This window comes from Frigoribacterium sp. 2-23, assembly GCF_049601585.1.
In the GTDB taxonomy this organism is placed as follows: domain Bacteria; phylum Actinomycetota; class Actinomycetes; order Actinomycetales; family Microbacteriaceae; genus Frigoribacterium.
Window position 1 is genome coordinate 616,085 of sequence record NZ_CP187126.1, and the last position, 16,382, is coordinate 632,466.

Below are 16,382 nucleotides of genomic sequence, written 5' to 3' on the forward strand. Positions count from 1 at the left end.
CACGACCCGCAGCCACGCGACCCGCAGCCACACGACCCGCAGCCACGCGACCCGCAGCCGCCGGGCCCGTCAGGCGGGGGAGACCGGCGTGAGCAGCCCGTGCTCCTGCACGGACGCCACGTCCAGGATCTTGTAGCCCTCGCTCTCGAAGAACACCGTCACGCGGCCCTCCTCGGTGCCCATGACGACGCCCTCGCCCCACGTGTCGTGCCGGACACGGCTGTCCGTCGCGAACGCAGGAGGCTCGGTGTCGGTCGCGTCCACGTGGTCCTCGCCCCGCGCCTCCTCGTCTCGCTCGGCCGCCGTGCACCCGTCGCAGTTGCCGCAGTGCTCGGGGCTGTCCTCGCCGAAGTAGCCGAGCAGGAAGTGCCGACGGCAACCGGGTGCCTCGGCGTAGGTGCGCATCATCTCGATGCGCGACTTCTCGACCCGGTCGCGGGTCTGCGCGATCTCGCGCGCCGCCTCGGCGGCGTCGTGCGCATCGAACCCCTCGACCGGCTCGAGCCCGTCGTCGGCGTCGCGCACGGCGCCGGCCTCGTGCAGCAGGTCGAGCAGGCGCGAGACGCTGCGGCTGCCGAGGGCGAGCTGATCGGCGACCTCGGTGCGGCTCACCGGCCGCCCGGCCGCGGACAGCGCCGTGAAGACGCCGCGCAGATCCGCTCGACCCGGGAGACCCGAGGCGAAGAACGAGCGCAGGCCCAGGTCCTCCGGCCGGTAGTGCAAGGTGGCCCGCGCCTCCTCGCCGTCACGCCCGGCCCGGCCGATCTCCTGGTAGTACCCGTCGAGGGAGTCGGGCACGTCGGCGTGCACGACGAAGCGGATGTCGGGTTTGTCGATGCCCATGCCGAATGCGCTCGTCGCGACGACCACGTCGACCTCGCCGGCGTGGAACCGCTCGTGCAGCTCGCCGCGCTCGGCCGAGCGTTGGCCACCGTGGTAGCCGACGACGGTCAGCTCGGGGCTGCGCTCGGCGATGTCGGCCGCGTAGCGCTCGGTCGCCTTGCGCGTCGCGACGTAGACGATGCCCGGCGTCGTGGCGGCGGCGACCTGCTCGACGACGGCGCGGATCTTCTCGGCATCGTCCTCGTGGCGCACGACCTCGAGCGCGAGGTTGGGTCGGTCGAAGCCGCGGCTCAGCACGAGGGGGTCGTCGAGGCGCAGACGTTCGACGATCTCGTCGCGGACGGGCCCGGACCCGGTCGCCGTCAGCGCGAGCACCGTCGGCCGGCCGAGCCGCTCGACGACCTCGCCGAGGTGCAGGTAGTCGGGCCGGAAGTCGTGGCCCCACGTCGACACGCAATGCGCCTCGTCGACGACCAGCAGGGCGACCCCGGCGTCGCGGAGGCGGTCCACCGTCTCGTCGCGCGCGAGCTGCTCGGGCGCGAGGAAGACGTACGTGATCTCGCCGTCGGCCAGCCGCTGCCAGCCCTCGTCGTTCTCGGCATCGGTGTGACCCGAGTTGACGGCGATCGCCGCGGGGGCGTCCGGGCGGCCGACGAGTCCGGCGACCTGATCGGCCTGCAGGGCGATCAGGGGCGAGACGACCACGGTCGGGCCGTCGAGCACGGCGCCCGCGACCTGGTAGATCGCGCTCTTGCCGAACCCGGTCGGCATGATGCCGAGGGTGTCGCGACCGGCGACGACGGCCTCGATCGCCTCGAGTTGGGCGGCGTGCAGGTCGTCCCAGCCGAACAGGTCGGCGGCGGCGCGGACGATGCGGTCGGTGCGGTCGCGGTCGGTGCTCTCCGCGTGGTCGGTCGTGCGGGTCGTGCGGGTGCGTGTGGTGCTCATGGAGTCCTCGGATCGGTGCTTGTTCCACCCATCCCAGGGGTCGTCGTCGGGACACGCCCACGACTGGCAGCCGATGGTCGGCTGTTCGTACCCCTCCGTCGAAGCGGCCGCGCACCCTACCCCCGGCTAGCTGAACTGCGCCCCGATCTCGAGCACGAGCGCGTCCATGTCGACCGGGGTGCTCGTGTCGACCCGGATCACCGGCCAATCGCCCAGGGGAGCCGCCGCCTCGGCCCACTCGGGCCACGAGGCTCGAGCGGAGTCGGCGGTGCCGTGCGCGGGGTGACGGCCCCCTGCCGCCAGGCGGTCGACCACGCGCTGCAGCGCGACCTCGGGGTCGACGTCGCACCAGACCTCGACGGTTCGCGGCGAGCCGGCGCGCACCACACCGGCGCGCGCGAACTCGAGGTCGCGCGGACGGTGCCAGAACGAGTCGACGACCACGCCGGCCTCGACGGCGCCGGCCATCGACCAGACCGTGTCCATCGCGATGCCGCCGAGGGCGTGCGGGTCGATCATCGGCCCGGCCAGGTCGGCCAGCGCCTCCTTGATCGGGTCCTTGGCGAGCAGCGGGCAGCCGAGCACACCGGCCAGCGTGGCCGAGACGGTGGTCTTGCCGGAGCCCGGCAGACCGTTGACGAGGATCGCGACAGAGGCCATCCGGCCATTCTCCCGCACGGGATGCGACGCGACGAACGCAGGAGGCGCGGTGTCCGTCGACCGGACACCGCGCCTCCTCGAGGTCGTCGCCCCTACAGCTCGGGTGCCACCCAGTCGCCGGTCGCGAGGTACTGGACCTTCTTCGCGATCGACACGGCGTGGTCGGCGAAGCGCTCGTGGTAGCGCGAGGCGAGCGTCGAGTCGACGGTGTCGACCGCGGCGCCCTTCCAGGTCTCGCCGAGGACCTTGTCGAAGACGCTGAGGTGCAGCTCGTCGATGCGGTCGTCGTCGTTGCGGATCTCCTCGGCCAGACGGACGTCTTCGGTCGTGAGCAGCTGCGTCAGCTTCTGTGCGATGGCGACGTCGAGCTCGCCGAGCTCCTTGAACGTCGGACGGAGCGACTTCGGCACGACCTTGTCCGGGAAGCGGTAGCGCGCCAGCTGCGCGATGTGCTCCGACATGTCGCCCATGCGCTCGAGCGAGGCGCTGATGCGCAGTGCGCTCACGACGATGCGGAGGTCGCGGGCGACCGGGTTCTGGCGGGCCAGGATGTCGATGGCGAGCTCGTCGAGGCTGATCGCGAGCTCGTCGATCTTGTCGTCGTCCGCGATGACCTGCTCGGCCAGGGAGACGTTCGACTCGTTGAAGGCCGTCGTCGCGTTGTCGATCGAGACGGCGACGAGTGAGGCGATCTCGACGAGCCGCTCCTGGACCTCTTGGAGCTCCTGCTGGAATACCTCGCGCATGTCGTCGTCCGACCCTCTCGTGCTTGCTCGTGTCGTGCTTGCTCGTGTGGCGGGCGAATGCCGCTCACACCCCAGGGAGCATAGATGCCCCGCACAGTCCTGACGAGCCTCCCCGCCGAAGGTTAACGGCCGGTGATCGACGCCTGAACTCTGACCAAAGTACAGCCGCCCGGGCGACGAACCGTTCAGGTGGTGCTGGGCGGGTCACTACTCTGAGCAGTATGGACTCCGCCTGGCTGGTGCTGCTGTCGCTGGCCTTCGGGTTGGTGGTCGGCGCGACGGTCGTCATCGTGCTCGTCCTCGCCGAACGTCGCGCCCGCCGTGTCGCCGCCCTCGTCGAGACGTCGCTGCCCGACGGCGTGGACGCCGTGCTCGACGCCCTCGAGTCGGCGGGGCTCGTGATCGACCCCTCGGGCAACGTCGTCAAGGCATCGCCCGGCGCCCGTACCCTCGGCCTCGTGTCGGCCCACCAGCACCTGGTGCACGGCGAGGTCGAGGACCTGGTCGACACCGTCCGTCGGCACGGCGACCCCGAGGCCCGCGAGCTGACGCTCGCCCGCGGCCCCGTCGGCGAGGCGACGATCTTCGTGCACGTGCGGGCCGCGCCGCTCGGCGGCCGGTACGTGCTCGTCCTGGCGGAGGACCGCACGGAGGGCCGCCGGCTCGACGACATGCGGCGTGACTTCGTCGCCAACATCTCGCACGAGCTGAAGACCCCGATCGGCGCCGTCGGACTGCTCGCCGAGGCGCTCGAGTCGGCGTCGGCCGACCCCGAGCAGGTGCGGCACTTCGCGAACCGCCTGACGAAGGAGGCCGGGCGCCTCGGTCGACTGACGCAGGACATCATCGAGCTGTCCCGACTGCAGGCGAGCGACACGCTCGAGAAGTCCGAGCTGGTCGACATCCGCGACGTCGTGTCGACCGCTGTCGACCGCAACCGGGTCGAGGCGGAGGCGCGGGGCATCCAGATCGTGTCGCGCGGCGGCAAGCACGCCCGTGTGTTCGGTGACCCGACGCTGCTGTCCACCGCCGTCGACAATCTGCTCTCGAATGCGATCCACTACTCACCCGACGGCTCGCACATCGGCATCGGCTCGACCGTCGGTGACGACGGCATCGTCGAGATCGCCGTGACCGACCAGGGCGACGGCATCCCCGACGACGAGCTCGACCGCGTCTTCGAGCGCTTCTACCGCGTCGACCCGGCCCGATCCCGCCGCACCGGCGGCACGGGCCTGGGGCTCGCGATCGTGAAGCACGTCGTCCAGAATCACGGCGGCGACATCCGCGTCTGGTCGCAGGTCGGCCGCGGTTCGACGTTCACCCTGCGTCTGCCGGAGGCTCATGTCGAGTCGCCGGCCAGGCCCACCCCGGTCCACACACGAGGAGACTGACGAAGTCCGATGACCCACATCCTGATCGTCGAAGACGAAGAATCGCTCAGCGAGCCGCTGGCGTTCATCCTGGAGCGCGAGGGCTATCGCGTCACGGTGGCCGACGACGGCCCCAGCGCGATCACCGCGTTCGACAAGGGCGGCGCCGACCTGGTGCTGCTCGACCTCATGCTGCCGGGCATCCCGGGCACCGAGGTCTGCCGCGAGATCCGCACGCGGTCGCAGGTGCCGATCGTGATGCTCACCGCGAAGGACAGCGAGGTCGACATCGTCGTCGGGCTCGAGCTCGGCGCGGACGACTACGTCACGAAGCCGTACTCGACCCGCGAGCTGCTCGCCCGCATCCGTGCCGTGCTGCGCCGCCGGGTCGACCCCGACGACCTGTCCGACTCGATGCTCGAGGCAGGCGAGATCCGCATGGACGTGGAGCGTCACGTCGTGACCGTCCGCGGCGAGGACATCGCCATGCCCCTGAAGGAGTTCGAGCTGCTCGAGCTGCTCATGCGCAACGCCGGTCGCGTCCTCACCCGCGGACAACTGATCGACCGCGTCTGGGGTTCGGACTACTTCGGCGACACGAAGACGCTCGACGTGCACATCAAGCGCATCCGCTCGAAGATCGAGGCCGTGCCGTCGGAGCCGAAGGCGTTGGTGACCGTGCGCGGTCTCGGCTATCGCATCGAGGCCTGACCCGCGCCTCCTGGAGGCCGCCGGCACGGCGAGAGGCCCGGCGCCGCTGATGCGGGCCGGGCCTCTCGGGTGAGCAGCCGGTGGACGGCGCTCGACAGATCAGGACGAGGGCGTGCCGCTCGGCGCGTCCTCGGTGGACTCGGGCAGCGGCGTGGAGCTGCCACCGGGAGCCGGGGTGCCGGACGGGGTGCTCGTCGGCAGCAGGGTCGAGTACTCGGGCAGGGCGCCGGTGAGGACGGGGACCATGAGCTTCTTGCCGGTCTCGGTGCCGTACTGGACGTACACCGGCAGCAGGGCGCCGGGCTTGGCGTCGAGGTCGGTCAGGATGAGCTGGTCGTCGCCGGGCTGCGTGCCGCGACGGACCTCGGCCGAGCCGTCGACCTCGAGCACCTGCGTCTTCGAGCCGTCGGCCGTCGGGTACTCGAACGAGACCCGTGCCGGGTCGGTGCCGCTGTTGATGACGGTCATGCTGAGGCTGGCCTCGGTGCCGTCGTCGCCGGTCAGGGCGATGGCGTTGCGGACCTTGATGTCGCCGACGGTCACGCTGGTGCCGTCGCTCGCGTCGTAGTGCTTCAGGGTCGCCTGGGGGCTGATGAAGTTGCAGCCGGCGGCGACGAGCATGACCGCCCCGGCCAGGACGGTGACGAGGGTGGCTCGCCCTGTCGTCGATGTGACGCGAACAGGTCCGACTCTCACGGGTCCTCCAGAGATCCATTTCACGGCAAGGGTGTGTTCCAGCCTAGCGATTCCCGCACGGGGCGGGATGTTAGGCAACCCTTAGAAAAGGGTCCCCGTGATACTCTAGTAGCCGCAGAATGGAGCTTGTGCTATGCAATTCGAGGTCGGTGAGACGGTCGTCTACCCCCATCACGGCGCGGCGACGATCGAAGAGGTCAAGACGCGTGTCATCAAGGGAGACGAGAAGCTCTATCTGAAGCTCCGCGTCCACCAGGGCGATCTGATGATCGAGGTGCCCGCCGCCAACGTCGACCTGGTCGGCGTGCGCGACGTCATCGGCAAAGAGGGCGTCGACCGGGTGTTCGACGTCCTGCGCGCCCCGTTCACCGAAGAGCCGACCAACTGGTCGCGTCGGTACAAGGCGAACCTCGAGAAGCTCGCCTCGGGCGACGTGATCAAGGTCTCCGAGGTCGTGCGCGACCTCTGGCGTCGTGACAACGACCGCGGGCTGTCGGCCGGCGAGAAGAGCATGCTCGCCAAGGCGCGGCAGATCCTCGTCAGCGAGCTGGCCCTCGCCGAGAAGACCGACGAGGCCCGGGCGTCGAGCGTGCTCGACGAAGTCCTTGCCTCCTGAGCATCCCGGTGTCGGCATGCCCGCCGACGGCACGCCCGGCGACGTGCTGACCGGCGTGGGGCGCGCGGTCGTCGTCGTGGCCGCCGGCAGCGGCACCCGCCTCGCCCAGGGGCGGCCCAAGGCGTTCGTGCCCGTCGCGGGTCGCAGCATCCTCGAGCGGTCGCTCGAGTCCCTCTTCGCGTCGGCGACCCCGACCCAGGTCGTCGTGGTCGTCCCGGCCGCGCTGGTGACCGAGTCGGAGGCGCTGGTCGCCTCCGTCGCGGGGCATGCGGCGGACTACGCCTCGGTCGTCGCCGGGGGAGCGAGCCGCCAGGCGTCCGTCGCCGCCGGGCTCGCCGTGCTCGCACCCGACGTCGCGACGGTGCTCGTGCACGACTGCGCCCGTCCCTTCACCCCGACCGCCCAGTTCGACCTCGTCGCCGGCACGGTGGTCGCGACCGGCGGGGGAGTCGTCCCGGGTCTGCCCGTCAGCGACACCATCAAGCGCGTCTCGAGCGATGGCTCGGTCGTCGAGACGGTCGACCGTGCCGAGCTCGTCGCGATGCAGACCCCCCAGGGGTTCCCGCGTCACGAGCTCGACGCGGCCTACGCCGCGGCCGTCGCCGAGCACACCGACGACGCCGCGCTGTTCCAGGCCGCGGGTCACGACGTCGTCGTCGTCCCCGGCGACCCGATCGCGTTCAAGATCACCACCCCGTGGGACCTGGCCCGCGCTGAGACGATCGCGGCCGAGGCCGGACGCGCCGACTCGGGTCGAGAGCCGGCCGATGCGGTCGACCCGCGCCTCCTCGGGGCCGGGACGGCTTTGCGCACCGGGCTCGGTGTCGACGTCCACGCGTTCGACGACGCGTCCGAGCTGCACCTCGGGCTGCTGCACTTCGAGGGCCAGCCCGGTCTCGCCGGGCACAGTGACGGCGACGCCGTGGCGCACGCCGTCGTCGACGCGCTGCTATCGGCCGCCGGGCTCGGCGACATCGGCTCCAGCTTCGGCACGGACGACCCGCGCTTCGCCGGGGCGTCGGGCGAGGTGTTCCTGTCGGCGACGCTCGAGATGCTGACCCGTGCCGGTGTGTACGTCGTCAACGTGGCCGTCCAGGTGATCGGCAACCGCCCGAGGCTCGCCGCGCGGCGCACCGAGATGGAGGCGCGGCTGATGGAGGTCGTCGGGGCGCCGGTCAGCGTCTCCGCCACCACGACCGACGGGCTCGGCTTCACCGGGCGCGGCGAGGGCGTGACGGCGATCGCGACCGCGCTCGTGACCGAGGTCGGCCGACCTCGACCGACTGAATAGGCTTGGCCCGTGACCATCCGCCTCTACGACTCGCGCGAGCAGGCGCTCGTCGACTTCGTCCCGCTCGAGCCCGGCCGCGTCGGCCTGTACGTCTGCGGCCCGACCGTGCAGTCGTCGCCGCACATCGGACACCTCCGCTCCGCCCTCGTCTACGACCTGTGGCGCCGCTGGTTCACGTACCGCGGCCTCGACGTCACGCTGGTGCGCAACGTGACCGACATCGACGACAAGGTCCTCGCGCTGGCGGCCGACACCACCGAGGAGTGGTGGGCGCGCGCGTACCGCGTCGAGCTCGAGTTCTCGGCGGGCTACCGGGCCCTCGGCATCCTGCCGCCGACCTACGAGCCGCGGGCCACGGCCAGCGTGACCGAGATGCAGCAGATCATCGAGAGACTGATCGAGCGCGGTCACGCCTACGCCGCCTCCGACGCGTCGGGTGACGTGTACTTCGACACCGCGAGCTGGCCCAGCTACGGTGCCCTCACGAGACAGGCCCTCGCCGACATGGCTCCGGCCGCCGACGCGGACCCGAGGGGCAAGCGCGACGCCCGCGACTTCGCCCTCTGGAAGGGCCGCAAGAGCGACGAGCCCGAGTCGGCCTCGTGGGGCTCGCCCTGGGGCGACGGGCGCCCCGGCTGGCACATCGAGTGCTCGGCCATGTCCCGTCGCTACCTCGGTGCCGCGTTCGACATCCACGGCGGCGGTCTCGACCTGAGGTTCCCGCATCACGAGAACGAGCTCGCGCAGTCGACCGCGGCGGGCGACGCGTTCGCGAGCTACTGGCTGCACAACGGCATCGTCAACGTCGACGGGCAGAAGATGTCGAAGTCGCTCGGCAACTCGATCTTCGCGGCCGAGTTCCTGGAGAAGGCGCGGCCCGTCGTCGTCCGCTACTTCTTGACCGCGGCGCACTATCGCTCGACCCTCGACTACCACGAGGGCGCTCTCGACGAGGCGGAGTCGGCTCTCGACCGGATCGAGACCTTCCTGCAGCGGGCCGAGCGGCGGCTCGCCGACACCCGCTTCGCCGGGGTCGGCTCGCGCGTCGTGCCCGACGACTTCGCCGCCGCGATGGACGACGACCTGAACATCCCGCAGGCGCTGGCCGTGCTGCACGACGCCGTCCGCACGGGCAACTCGGCGCTCGACGACGACGACCTCGACACGGCCGCGCGTGCCTGGCAGCACACCGCGGCCATGGTCGCGGTGCTCGGCATCGACCCGCTCGCACCCGAATGGCGTGGCGGCGACGAGGGCGCATCCCACGTCGCATTGGGTACCCTCGTCGAAACGCTGCTCGAATTGCGCAGTACCGCCCGGGCCGACCGCGACTTCGCGATGGCCGACCGGCTGCGGACGATGCTGGCAGACGCCGGCGTCACCATCGAAGACACCCCCAGCGGGTCGCATTGGAGCCTCGAACAGTGAAGAACACCAGCGGAGCACGCAAGGGTCGTCCCGGCAGCAGCGCCGTCCGTCAGGGCGGCAAGGGCAAGCAGGTCGGGTCCGGCGGCCAGGGCCGTCAGGCGCTCGAGGGCAAGAAGCCCACGCCGGCCGCCGAGGACCGCCCGTACCACCCCGCCGGCAAGGCGAAGGCGGCCCGCGAGCGACTCGAGGCCGCGCGCGGTCGCAGCAGCAACGGCCCGCGTGCCGGTTCGCCGATCGCCGGCCGTGGCGGTGCCGAGGCCCCGCGCCGCCGCCCCAAGTCGAACGACGACAGCGAGATGGTCACCGGTCGCAACTCGGTGCTCGAGGCCCTGCGCACGCGCATCCCCGCGTCGACGCTCTACATCGCGGCGCGCATCGAGATGGACGACCGCACGAAGGAGATCCTGGCCCTGGCGACCCGCCGCGGGCTGCCGATCCTCGAGGTCATGCGCCCCGAGCTCGACCGCCTGACCGGCCCCGACTCGGTGCACCAGGGTGTCGCGCTCAAGGTGCCGCCGTACGAGTACGCCCACCCGATCGACCTGCTCGAGTCGTCGATCAAGCGCCAGCAGGTGCCGCTGTTCGTCGCGCTCGACGGCATCACCGACCCGCGCAACCTCGGCGCGATCATCCGCTCCGTCGGCGCGTTCGGCGGGCAGGGCGTCATCATCCCGCAGCGTCGCTCGGTCGGCCTCACGGCATCGGCCTGGAAGACGTCGGCCGGTGCCGCCGCCCGCATCCCGGTCGCGATGGCCGCGAACCTGACCCAGACGCTCAAGTCGTTCAAAGATCAGGGCGTGTTCGTGCTCGGTCTCGACGGCGGCGGCGACATCATGCTGCCGGGGCTCGAACTGGCCGACCGCCCGCTCGTCGTCGTCGTGGGCAGCGAGGGCAAGGGCCTGTCGCGCATCGTGGCCGAGACCTGCGACGCGATCGTCTCCGTGCCGATCACGAACGCCGTCGAATCGCTGAACGCCGGCATCGCGGCCTCCGTCACCCTCTACGAGATCTCGAAGCTGCGCGCCGAGCGCAAGTAGCGCCTCCTCCGCTCCTCCGTCCTCGCAATTCGCGACCGTTTCGTCACGGACGGGCCATTTTGGCCGTCGTGACGGTCGCGAATTGCGAAACGGTCGCGAAATGGGAGGCGCGGACGGGCTAGGGACACCGGCGGGCGGGCCCCGCCCAGCGGTCAGACCTTCGCGCGCCAGTCCTCGTCGTCGGCCTCCAGGGCCTCGGCTTCGGGGAGCGTGATCGAGCCGGTCGGCGGGTCGATCACGGTCTGCTCGTCACGGCGGTGCCGCAGCACGTCGTTGATGTACGAGGTCAGCGCCTCGGCGATCGGCACGTCGCGGTTCTCCTGCTGCGACTGGTACCAGCGGTGCTCGAGCAGCTGGTGGAACACCTCGGCGGGCTCGAGCTTGCCGCGCAGGTCTCGGGGGATCGACCTCACCACCGGCTCGAAGACGCGGGCCGCCCACTCGTGGGCCACCATCTCCTCGTCGTCGGCGAAGCGGTCGCTCTTCATCCGGTAGGCGTCGAGGTCGTTGAGCAGACGACGCGCCTGGTTCTCCTCGACGTCGAGACCGGTGAGGCGCAGCAGGCGCCGCGAGTGGTGACCGGCGTCGACGACCTTCGGCTGGATGCGCACCTGCGTGCCGCCCTCGGCCGTCTTGATCGCGAGCTCCTCGATGTCGAAGCCGAGGTCGTTGAGTCGCTCGACGCGGTCGTTGATGCGCCAGCGCTCGCTGCTGTCGAACGTCTCGGTGCCGGTGAGCTCGGTCCAGAGGCTGCGATACTTCGCGACGATGCCGTTGCTGACGTCGACCGGGTCCATCGCGTCGTCGAGGCGCCCGCCGGCCTCGAGGTCGAGCAACTCGCCGGCGATGTTGACACGGGCGACCTCGAGGTCGTTCTCGCGCTGACCGTTCGAGAGGCCGCCCGGATAGAGCTTGCCGGTCTCGGCGTCGACGAGGTACGCGGCGAACGCGCCGGCGTCGCGGCGGAAGAGCGTGTTCGACAGGGACACGTCGCCCCAGTAGAACCCGATCACGTGCAGGCGCACGAGCAGCAGGGCGAGCGCGTCGACGAGCCGCTTGGCGGTGTCGGGTCGCAGCGTCTGCGAGTAGAGCGCCCGGTACGGGAGCGAGAACTTGAGGTGCCGCGTCACGAGGACGGGGTTCAGCAGGTTGCCGTCGTCGTCGTGCCGGTTGGTGATGACGGCGAGCGGGTCGACGCACGGGATGTCCATGCGCTGCAGGGTCCGCAGCATCTCGTATTCGCCGCGGGCCATCTCGCCCGACGTCTCCTTGATGGCGATCACGAAGCCGCTCAGGTGGGCGAAGCGGACGAGGTGTCGCGAGATGCCCTTGGGCAGCGCCGCGATGGCCTCGTCGGGCCACTCGTCGAGCGGGAGGTTCCAGGGCAGGTCGAGCAGCGCCGGGTCGGCGGTGGCGGACGTGATGTTGAGGGAGTCGCTCATGGGGTTCTCTCGAACGGGAGCGGCCCGCCTGGACGCCTCGAGACGATGCTCGGAGCAGGCCAGGCGGGCCGTTCGTGAAAGGGGACTACGCGCTGATGACGGCCTTGTCGCCGAGACGCTCGCCGCTCTCGGTGTCGAAGACGTGCACGTGGTGCGCCTGCGGCGTGATGTGGATCGTCTCGCCGAGCTTCGGGTGGTTGCGACCGTCGACGCGCACGACGATGTCGACGCGGTTGCCGTCGACCTCGGTGTGACCGTAGAGGTAGCCGTCGGCGCCGAGCTCCTCGACGACGTCGACGGTGACCGCGAGGCCCTCGCCGGTCGTGTTGACGACGACGTCCTCGGGGCGGACGCCCACGGTGACGCTCGTGCCGTTGGCCTGGCCGACCGTGTCGCGGTCGACGGCGGTGACGGCCGTGCCGAACTTGATGCCACCGTCGACGACGTCGGCGGGCAGCAGGTTCATGGCGGGGGAGCCGATGAAGCCGGCGACGAAGACGTTCTGCGGCTTCTCGTACAGGTCGCGGGGCGTGCCGACCTGCTGCAGGACGCCGTCCTTCAGCACGGCGATGCGGTCGCCCATGGTGAGCGCCTCGGTCTGGTCGTGCGTGACGTAGACCGTGGTGACGCCGAGACGACGCTGCAGCGAGGCGATCTGGGTACGCGTCTGCACACGGAGCTTCGCGTCGAGGTTCGACAGCGGCTCGTCCATGAGGAAGACCTGGGGCTGACGCACGATGGCACGACCCATGGCGACGCGCTGACGCTGACCACCGGAGAGGGCCTTGGGCTTGCGCGACAGGTAGGGCTCGAGGTCGAGCAGCTTGGCGGCCTCGAGGACGCGGCTGGCGCGCTCCTCTTTGCCGACACCGGCGATCTTGAGCGCGAAGCCCATGTTCTCGGCGACGGTCATGTGCGGGTACAGCGCGTAGTTCTGGAACACCATCGCGATGTCGCGGTCCTTCGGCGGCACGTCGGTGACGTTGCGGTCGCCGATGAAGATGTCGCCGCTGTTGACCTCTTCGAGGCCGGCGAGCATGCGCAGCGTGGTGGACTTACCGCAGCCGGAGGGGCCGACCAGGACGAGGAACTCGCCATCGGCGACCTCGAGGTCGATGCCGTCGACGGCGGGGCGGGTGGAACCGGGGTAGAGACGGGTGGCCTTGCTGAACGTCACGGACGCCATGATTTCTTTCTCCTTCACCGGCAGGTACGTGCCGGACGATCCGTTGTGAATGGATGGCGATCAACCGCAGTGGTCCACGATGACCGCCTCGCTCAGTATTGCACCATGCGCGCGTACAGGAGAAGCGGGCAGGCCTCGTGACCCGACCCGGGCCTCCTCGTGTTTGGACTTTTCCCAGTCGCGGCTCGTACGATCCTGTGGGCGGAACATCCGTCACGCCCTCCCCCCAGAGCATGAGTCCGCACGGTGACGACCATCCGCCGTGCGTCGGAGAACGCGTTCCATGAGCAGTCAGAACCAGGGCGACGCGCCCCTCAGCAAGAACCAGCGGCGAGCCGCGGCGCGCGAGAAGGCCCAGGCGGCGCGTCTCAAGCACAAGCGTCGTCAGCGCGCCGGCAAGTGGCTGCTCCAGGGCGGTCTGGCCGTCGTCGTCATCGCGATCGTCGTCGGCGTCGTCCTGATCATCACGAACAGCATCCGACCCGCGGGCCCCGGCCCGGCCAACATGGCCAGCGACGGCATCACCATCGGCAAGGACTTCGTCGCCGAGCAGACGAAGGCCCTCGGCCCCGACGACGAGCCCGTCACGTCGTCGTCGACCGCGGCGTCCGACACCGTCAACATCACCGTCTACCTCGACTACCTCTGCCCGATCTGCGGCCAGTTCGAGAAGGCCAACAACGACTACATCTCGGGGCTGGTCAAGTCCGGGGCCGCGACGGTGTCGTACCACCCGGTCGCCATCCTCACGAACCAGTCCCTCGGCACGAAGTACTCGAACCGGGCGGCGAACGCCGCGGCCTGCGTCGCGAACTACTCGCCCGACTCGTTCTTCGACGTCAACACCGCCTTGTTCGCGAACCAGCCCGAAGAGGGCACGGCCGGGCTGAACAACGACGCGCTCGTGAAGCTCGTGACGGGGGTCGACGGCATCCAGAAGAAGTCCGAGATCACGACGTGCATCAAGGACGAGGAGTTCAAGTCGTGGGTGACCTCGGCGACGCAGCGTGCCGTCGACGGGCCCATCCCGAACAGCAAGGTCGACGCGCTGCCCGGCACGCCGCTCGTCCTCGTCAACGGCCAGCGCTATCAGTTCAGCACGCCGTTCACGAACGAGGAGTTCCGCAACTTCGTCATCACGGCCGCTGGCAACAGCTACGCCGACAACAGCACGGGCACGGCCACGCCGAACCCGTCCGACTCGGCCACGCCGAGCGAGACGCCCACGCCGTAGCCGCAGGGCGCAGCACGAGAGCGCGCAGCACGGGAGCGCGCAGCACGGGAGCGCGCAGCGCGACAGACCGACTCAGGTCGTCATCCGCGGGTGCGGCAAGATGCCCAGGTCCCCGCGGCGCACCGGCAGCTCGTGCAGCACGACGTCCTCGACGCGTCCCTGGTCCAGCGTGAGCGTCAGGTAGGTCGGCGTCGGCTGCCGACGTCGGTCCGTCGGCGAGCCGGGGTTGAGCAGTCGCAGGCCCGCCGGGGTCGTCGTGTCCCACGGGATGTGGCTGTGGCCGAAGATCAGCAGGTCGGTGTCGGGGAAGCGGGCGTCCAGGCGTCCCTCGCGCCCCTCCTTCGACCCGGTCTCGTGCACGACGGCGAGTCGGACGCCCTCGACGGTGGCACGGGCCACCTCGGGCATCCGAGCGCGCACGTCGGCGCCGTCGTTGTTGCCGAAGACCCCGAGGAGGCGCGGTGCGCGCTCCTCGAACTCCGTCACGATCTCGAGGCCGGTCCAGTCGCCCGCGTGCACGACCAGGTCGGACGACTCGACGGCCATCCACAGGACGGCGGGCACGGCCTTCGCCTTCTGCGGGACATGGGTGTCGGACACGACGACGACGCGAGTGGGCATGCCCCGACCGTAGACGCGTCCGCCCGCGCACGTCGTCGGCCCCCGCGCGGCCGGACCGGGTTGGCTAGAGTGGCGCCGTCCGCAGCACGCGGACGGCTCGTCGGGCGCGATCACCGCCCGCACAGCAGACAGCGCCTCCAACAGGCATCGTCTCTCGCGGACACCGCCTCGAGAGACGCCGCCTCCAGCGCACAGAGACAGACAGGACGCCCGTGGGATTCATGCGTAGCCACCCCGCCGATCGCGACGCCGATCGGCAGACCGAGCAATCGGTCGCGACCGTCGGTCGCCTCTGGTCCGACGGCTTCGGCCGCCTGGCGACCCGGAGCGTGCAGGCGCTCGTCGTGCTCGCCATCATCTCGCTGATCGTCTTCGGCGTGACGCAGCTCAGCCTCGTCACCATCCCTGTGCTGCTCGCCCTGATCTTCGCGTCGGCCATGCACCCGGTGGTGTCGTTCCTCCGTCGGCACAAGGTGCCCTCGGTGATCGCGACGATCATCGCCCTGTTGTCGATCCTCGTGATCCTGGGTCTGGTCGGTTGGTTGATCGTCTGGGCCGTCGAGAACCAATGGGACGATCTCGTCAAGAGCGCGTCGAAGGGGTTCGGCCAGCTGCAGAGCTTCATCACGACGCTGCCCTTCTCGATCAGCGACCAGCAGATCGAGGACGCCAAGAACGCGGCCGTCGACTTCCTGACCAGCTCGCAGTTCGGCTCGGGTGCCATCGCCGGCGTCTCGGCGGCGGGCAACTTCGTGACCGGTCTCGTGCTGATGATCGTCGTGCTGTTCTTCTTCCTCAAGGACGGGCCCGCCATCTGGGAGTTCCTGCTCCGTCCGTTCAAGGGCGAGCACTACGCCCGCGCACGCCGCATCGGCGACCGCGCCGTCTCGACCTTCGGCGGGTACGTCCGCGGTACCGCCACCGTGGCCGCGGTCGACGCCATCGGTATCGGCATCGGCCTCGCGATCATCGGGGTGCCGCTCGCGCTGCCGTTGGCCGTCGTCGTCTTCATCACCGCGTTCATCCCGCTCGTCGGCGCGACCGCGGCCGGCATCCTCGCGGCTCTCGTCGCGCTCGTGGCCAACGGCCCGGTGGCCGCCATCTGGGTCATCGCCGTCGTGGTCCTCGTCAACCAGCTCGAGGGGAACTTCCTCCAGCCGGTGCTGATGGGCCGCTCGCTGCAGCTGCACGGCCTCGTCATCCTGGTCGGCCTGACCGCGGGCACCGTGCTCGGCGGCATCATCGGCGCCGTGCTGTCGGTGCCGCTGCTGGCCGTCGCCTGGGGCATCATCCAGGTCTGGAACGGCCCCGACAAGCCCGCCGAGATGTGGCGGCAGAAGAGACCGGAGGAGGTCCGTTAGGCACGGACCCACCAGGCGACACCCGCAGGAGGCGCGGTGCGAGTTCGACTCGCACCGCGCCTCCTGCGTTTCGTTGACGGATCTCAACCAACAAGTTGCAAAGTGTCAACTAAAGCGTATAGTTGAGGTTATTCAACTACTTAGGACGCAGGAGCACCGTGACGCAGACCGCCGCCGTCGACACGAAGT

General features: G+C 70.3%; 15 protein-coding genes. 8 read left to right on the forward strand and 7 right to left on the reverse strand.

Features of this window, described 5'->3' with window-relative positions; all coding sequences use genetic code 11:
* Nucleotides 1-69: 69 nt before the first annotated feature.
* The 3 genes from ACPEEZ_RS02965 to phoU all read right to left on the reverse strand — a co-directional run bounded on the left by ACPEEZ_RS02965 (nucleotide 70) and on the right by phoU (nucleotide 3,197).
* Entirely contained in the window at nucleotides 70-1,791 is a 1,722-nt protein-coding gene (locus ACPEEZ_RS02965; RefSeq protein ID WP_423922554.1) for a RecQ family ATP-dependent DNA helicase, read from the reverse strand.
* 126 nt (nucleotides 1,792-1,917) lie between these two features.
* The gene (locus ACPEEZ_RS02970) at nucleotides 1,918-2,451 is read right to left on the reverse strand and encodes an AAA family ATPase (protein ID WP_423922557.1); all 534 of its coding nucleotides are present in this window, start codon (nucleotides 2,449-2,451) and stop codon (nucleotides 1,918-1,920) included.
* 92 nt (nucleotides 2,452-2,543) lie between these two features.
* Nucleotides 2,544-3,197 carry a phosphate signaling complex protein PhoU gene (gene phoU, locus ACPEEZ_RS02975; protein ID WP_423922560.1) on the reverse strand — a complete coding sequence of 218 codons (654 nt, stop codon included), beginning with the start codon at nucleotides 3,195-3,197 and terminating at the stop codon, nucleotides 2,544-2,546.
* Nucleotides 3,198-3,418: 221 nt separating this feature from the next.
* Between phoU and ACPEEZ_RS02980 the strand changes: the two genes are divergently transcribed.
* Together ACPEEZ_RS02980 and ACPEEZ_RS02985 are read left to right on the forward strand one after the other, a co-directional pair.
* Nucleotides 3,419-4,591, forward strand: a complete 1,173-nt coding sequence (locus ACPEEZ_RS02980; RefSeq protein ID WP_423922563.1) for a sensor histidine kinase — start codon at nucleotides 3,419-3,421, stop codon at nucleotides 4,589-4,591.
* Between the two features lie 9 nt (nucleotides 4,592-4,600).
* Nucleotides 4,601-5,281: a response regulator gene (locus tag ACPEEZ_RS02985; protein ID WP_423922566.1), complete on the forward strand. Its 681-nt coding sequence runs from the start codon at nucleotides 4,601-4,603 to the stop codon at nucleotides 5,279-5,281.
* Nucleotides 5,282-5,380: 99 nt separating this feature from the next.
* On the opposite strand, the gene ACPEEZ_RS02990 is transcribed toward ACPEEZ_RS02985, so the two are convergent.
* Nucleotides 5,381-5,977 carry a hypothetical protein gene (locus ACPEEZ_RS02990; RefSeq protein ID WP_423922568.1) on the reverse strand — a complete coding sequence of 199 codons (597 nt, stop codon included), beginning with the start codon at nucleotides 5,975-5,977 and terminating at the stop codon, nucleotides 5,381-5,383.
* Nucleotides 5,978-6,110: 133 nt separating this feature from the next.
* On the opposite strand from ACPEEZ_RS02990, the gene ACPEEZ_RS02995 reads away from it, so the two are divergent.
* Genes ACPEEZ_RS02995 through rlmB form a run of 4 tightly spaced genes read left to right on the forward strand, consistent with a single transcriptional unit; the run spans nucleotide 6,111 to nucleotide 10,349 of the window.
* Nucleotides 6,111-6,593 carry a CarD family transcriptional regulator gene (locus ACPEEZ_RS02995; RefSeq protein WP_423922571.1) on the forward strand — a complete coding sequence of 161 codons (483 nt, stop codon included), beginning with the start codon at nucleotides 6,111-6,113 and terminating at the stop codon, nucleotides 6,591-6,593.
* A 16-nt stretch (nucleotides 6,594-6,609) separates the two neighbouring features.
* The gene (gene ispD, locus ACPEEZ_RS03000) at nucleotides 6,610-7,884 is read left to right on the forward strand and encodes a 2-C-methyl-D-erythritol 4-phosphate cytidylyltransferase (protein WP_423924336.1); all 1,275 of its coding nucleotides are present in this window, start codon (nucleotides 6,610-6,612) and stop codon (nucleotides 7,882-7,884) included.
* Between the two features lie 9 nt (nucleotides 7,885-7,893).
* On the forward strand, nucleotides 7,894-9,312 hold the full coding sequence (cysS, locus tag ACPEEZ_RS03005) for a cysteine--tRNA ligase (protein ID WP_423922574.1): 1,419 nt from the start codon (nucleotides 7,894-7,896) through the stop codon (nucleotides 9,310-9,312).
* Nucleotides 9,309-10,349: a 23S rRNA (guanosine(2251)-2'-O)-methyltransferase RlmB gene (gene rlmB, locus ACPEEZ_RS03010; protein WP_423922577.1), complete on the forward strand. Its 1,041-nt coding sequence runs from the start codon at nucleotides 9,309-9,311 to the stop codon at nucleotides 10,347-10,349. The genes cysS and rlmB overlap by 4 nt, the downstream gene beginning before the upstream one ends.
* Before the next feature lie 152 nt (nucleotides 10,350-10,501).
* On the opposite strand, the gene ACPEEZ_RS03015 is transcribed toward rlmB, so the two are convergent.
* Both ACPEEZ_RS03015 and ACPEEZ_RS03020 read right to left on the reverse strand, forming a co-directional pair.
* Nucleotides 10,502-11,791, reverse strand: coding sequence for a DUF4032 domain-containing protein (locus ACPEEZ_RS03015; RefSeq protein WP_423922580.1), 1,290 nt, complete (start codon nucleotides 11,789-11,791; stop codon nucleotides 10,502-10,504).
* A gap of 85 nt (nucleotides 11,792-11,876) precedes the next feature.
* Entirely contained in the window at nucleotides 11,877-12,977 is a 1,101-nt protein-coding gene (locus ACPEEZ_RS03020; protein ID WP_423922583.1) for an ABC transporter ATP-binding protein, read from the reverse strand.
* A gap of 283 nt (nucleotides 12,978-13,260) precedes the next feature.
* Here ACPEEZ_RS03020 and ACPEEZ_RS03025 point away from each other — a divergent pair, with 283 nt between their 5' ends.
* A complete protein-coding gene (locus tag ACPEEZ_RS03025; RefSeq protein WP_423922585.1) occupies nucleotides 13,261-14,211 on the forward strand; it encodes a DsbA family protein in 951 nt (316 codons plus the stop codon).
* Between the two features lie 72 nt (nucleotides 14,212-14,283).
* Here ACPEEZ_RS03025 and ACPEEZ_RS03030 read toward each other — a convergent pair whose 3' ends face one another.
* Entirely contained in the window at nucleotides 14,284-14,832 is a 549-nt protein-coding gene (locus tag ACPEEZ_RS03030) for a metallophosphoesterase family protein (protein ID WP_423922588.1), read from the reverse strand.
* Nucleotides 14,833-15,044: 212 nt separating this feature from the next.
* Between ACPEEZ_RS03030 and ACPEEZ_RS03035 the strand changes: the two genes are divergently transcribed.
* Nucleotides 15,045-16,193 carry an AI-2E family transporter gene (locus tag ACPEEZ_RS03035; protein WP_423922591.1) on the forward strand — a complete coding sequence of 383 codons (1,149 nt, stop codon included), beginning with the start codon at nucleotides 15,045-15,047 and terminating at the stop codon, nucleotides 16,191-16,193.
* Nucleotides 16,194-16,382: the final 189 nt, after the last annotated feature.

Coding starts and splice junctions, on each gene's coding strand:
- ACPEEZ_RS02965 (WP_423922554.1), bottom strand. CDS start 1,791: ATGAGCACCACACGCACCCGCACGACCCGCACGACCGACCACGCGGAG.
- ACPEEZ_RS02970 (WP_423922557.1), bottom strand. CDS start 2,451: ATGGCCTCTGTCGCGATCCTCGTCAACGGTCTGCCGGGCTCCGGCAAG.
- phoU (WP_423922560.1), bottom strand. CDS start 3,197: ATGCGCGAGGTATTCCAGCAGGAGCTCCAAGAGGTCCAGGAGCGGCTC.
- ACPEEZ_RS02980 (WP_423922563.1), top strand. CDS start 3,419: ATGGACTCCGCCTGGCTGGTGCTGCTGTCGCTGGCCTTCGGGTTGGTG.
- ACPEEZ_RS02985 (WP_423922566.1), top strand. CDS start 4,601: ATGACCCACATCCTGATCGTCGAAGACGAAGAATCGCTCAGCGAGCCG.
- ACPEEZ_RS02995 (WP_423922571.1), top strand. CDS start 6,111: ATGCAATTCGAGGTCGGTGAGACGGTCGTCTACCCCCATCACGGCGCG.
- ispD (WP_423924336.1), top strand. CDS start 6,610: ATGCCCGCCGACGGCACGCCCGGCGACGTGCTGACCGGCGTGGGGCGC.
- ACPEEZ_RS03015 (WP_423922580.1), bottom strand. CDS start 11,791: ATGAGCGACTCCCTCAACATCACGTCCGCCACCGCCGACCCGGCGCTG.
- ACPEEZ_RS03020 (WP_423922583.1), bottom strand. CDS start 12,977: ATGGCGTCCGTGACGTTCAGCAAGGCCACCCGTCTCTACCCCGGTTCC.
- ACPEEZ_RS03025 (WP_423922585.1), top strand. CDS start 13,261: ATGAGCAGTCAGAACCAGGGCGACGCGCCCCTCAGCAAGAACCAGCGG.
- ACPEEZ_RS03030 (WP_423922588.1), bottom strand. CDS start 14,832: ATGCCCACTCGCGTCGTCGTCGTGTCCGACACCCATGTCCCGCAGAAG.